At 65.9% G+C, this 2,662-nt stretch carries 3 protein-coding genes; all 3 read right to left on the bottom strand.

From position 1 onward, the window contains the following. Positions 1-209: 209 nt before the first annotated feature. The 3 genes from ACWF79_RS34695 to ACWF79_RS34685 all read right to left on the bottom strand — a co-directional run bounded on the left by ACWF79_RS34695 (position 210) and on the right by ACWF79_RS34685 (position 2,477). Positions 210-398: a hypothetical protein gene (locus ACWF79_RS34695; RefSeq protein ID WP_453732167.1), complete on the bottom strand. Its 189-nt coding sequence runs from the start codon at positions 396-398 to the stop codon at positions 210-212. Between the two features lie 533 nt (positions 399-931). Further along, positions 932-1,624, bottom strand: coding sequence for an HAD family hydrolase (locus tag ACWF79_RS34690; RefSeq protein WP_453732166.1), 693 nt, complete (start codon positions 1,622-1,624; stop codon positions 932-934). After that, positions 1,611-2,477, bottom strand: a complete 867-nt coding sequence (locus tag ACWF79_RS34685) for a GntR family transcriptional regulator (RefSeq protein WP_453732165.1) — start codon at positions 2,475-2,477, stop codon at positions 1,611-1,613. Before ACWF79_RS34685 ends, ACWF79_RS34690 begins: the two co-directional genes overlap by 14 nt. Positions 2,478-2,662 lie beyond the last annotated feature (185 nt).

Here is a 2,662-nt window from a genome sequence, read left to right as displayed (position 1 = left end):
GTGGGGCTAACAGGATTTGAACCTGTGGCCTCATCCTTATCAGGTCGATCATGGGGATTCCGGGACCTCGCCCAACACGCTCCGCGCGTCGTCTGGCCTGCCGCTGATGTTCGGCGTCGATCGGCGAGATTCGCGCTCGTTGGTGTCAGCCGCTGATGTCATCGACGGAGGGCGGTCTTGACAGTCCCCGCCGCACTGGATATCGCGATTCAGCGCTTCTGGGCCCTGTACTTCTTGAGAAGGGCCGTGATCTTCGTGTAGTCGGCGGCGCCATTCAGCTCAACAAGGAGATCATCGGGGCATAGCTCATAGTGGTCGCCCCACCATCGGCGACCTTTGTTGTCCCAGATGCGGTAGCCGCCGGGTACGCCCCTGGCCACGTATCGCCTTCTGCTCACCCTGCTCCCCCTCTCCCGCCGCGACGGCCTCCGCACGGTACGTCGCGGGAGACGACTCAACGACGCGCTCATCAGCCACGACGAGACCGGCACCGACGCGGAGCGACCACACCGGCCTGGCACCACATCGCGGCAGCAGATGCTCCCCGCCCGCCCATCCCCGGTGGCGCGGTCGCCTCACGCACCCGCCATCCGTGACGGCGAGGGTACGGCGCCCAGTCCCACTCAGGCCCGTAAGACGGCCGACCGTGCGCAAGCGGCCACCCCTCCCTCGCTGCCAGCCGTCTTTGGCACGCCGTTCCGGCCGCAGTCGGCAGCGCTCCTGGCCACGCATGCCATGTGTCGGATGCCGCGTCTGTGGGCCAGCCCCCCTCCCCATCAACCCGCGCTGTCAGGCGCGCGGACGGCGGCCGGGCTGGAGCGGGGCGCAGACAGGAGCGCAGGCCCGGGCGACGGGCCGCGCGCGCCGCGCCGTGCGCGGCGGGTGCCTTGATGAGGTAGAGAAACCTGTAACAGCTCTCTTTGCTGCTCGGCTACGCCTTGGTCAGCGCGTCGGCGATGGCCTGCATGTCCTCCGTGATGGCGTCGGCCTGCGCCTCGGTGAACAGATAGGCCTTGTGGGGCTTGTTGGCGTAGCCGATAACCGTCGTACCGGCGGCATGAGCGGCCTGGATGTCCGTGAGCGAGTCACCGATCAGCGTGCAGCCTGTGACATCAACGTGCATCTGCTCGGCAGCCGTGATGAGCGGGAACGGGTTCGGCTTCATCAAGTGAGGCTGCTCGGCGGGTCGGCCCACGATCCTCATGACGTACTCGTCCAGCCCGTGCAGCTCAAGGAAGGCCCGAACGCACTCGGCGGAATTGTTGCTCACCACCGCCACTCCACGGTTCGCCGAACGGGCGGCGAGGAGAGACTCCACGGCCCCTGGGGTCGGTTGACCGGCCACCGCGACCGCGCGGACCTCGGCGTCCGTAAGGGCCTGCTCGACCTTTTGGCCAAGCTCGGGGTCGGCCTCGTGCGCGATGCGCAGGACCTCGATAGGGTCGTCCGTCTGGGCGGCCTTCGTCCCCGCGGCTTCATCCTGGGCGGAGAGGAGCGCAGTCAGTTCCTTCGCAACGTCCGGTGCCGGTAGTCCGGCGAATACGTCGCATACGGGACCGTCGAAGTCGAGGAGGATGACGCGCGCGTTCGCCAGGGTCTCGGTGAGCGGGTCAGCGTGCGTCAAGGTCGAAGTCCCTTCCGATGGTCTCCCAGACGCTGTCGAACCACATACGCGCCTGCTGCACCTGCTGTGCTCCGCTGGAGGCTTCGCCATCGTTGATCGAGTGGTGGAAGAGCGTGGTGTCCTTGCCGACCAGGTCGTAGATCTCGATCGTCTCGCCCTGGGCAACAACCTTGTTGGGGCGGATCGGGTAGTACCCGAAGAATGCGTCCTCTTGGTTGATCACATACAGCTTGAAGAACTGCGTGCCGCTGTGGACGCGGACGTTGATCCGGGTCTCGGCTACGAGACCTAGGTGCCCCAGCTCGGTGATGGCATCCCGGATGCTGCGGGTGTAGCTGACCATGATCTCGTGCATGCGGTCGCGGAGCCGCTTGTCGTCCGCCCCGTCCTCCATGCGTACGGGGGCGGCCTGCGGCACGGACATGTCGGGGACGAGTATCCGCATGGTGATGCTCGACGGGGTAAGCCTGCCGATCCGGATCTTGTCGAGTGGCTCTTGAAGCGCACCATGCAGGGTCTCGCTGGAGAACCCGGCGAAGTCGATGGTGACGTTGTCCTTGGCGAAGGCTTGCTCGACGTACGGCCTGAGTCCGGCCGGCCTCTCGGTCCGGTTGCGGACGTAGACACCACTGCCCTTGCGGGAGACCACGAGCCCCTCGTCTTCGAGGTCGCGTAGCGCGCGCTGGATCGTCGCCCGCGCGAACCCGTACAGCTCCGTCAGTTCTTTGTGGGACGGGAGCTTCTCACCGGGGCCCAGCCGCCTGGTCCTGATGGCAGCACTGAGGCTGCTGGCCACCTGCTCGTAGGGGGCTCGGTCGTCGTCTGGGTCTAGAGGCTCGGGGACGAAGGTCATGGGTCGATGGTAGGCGAGTGGCCTAGGCCAGGACAGTCACGACAGTCATGTCGTTGACATGGCTAGCCATCTCCCCTAACTTCGAGATGTGACCAACCGGGTTAGCCAAGTTGGTCATCTGGTCTCTACTGGCATCTCTGAGGGAGAAACTCATGCCGTCGTTCAAGGTGGACACGTCGACCGCC

It is taken from the genome of Streptomyces sp. NPDC054975 (genome assembly GCF_053609105.1).
This window is presented reverse-complemented; position numbering and strand designations above follow the sequence as displayed.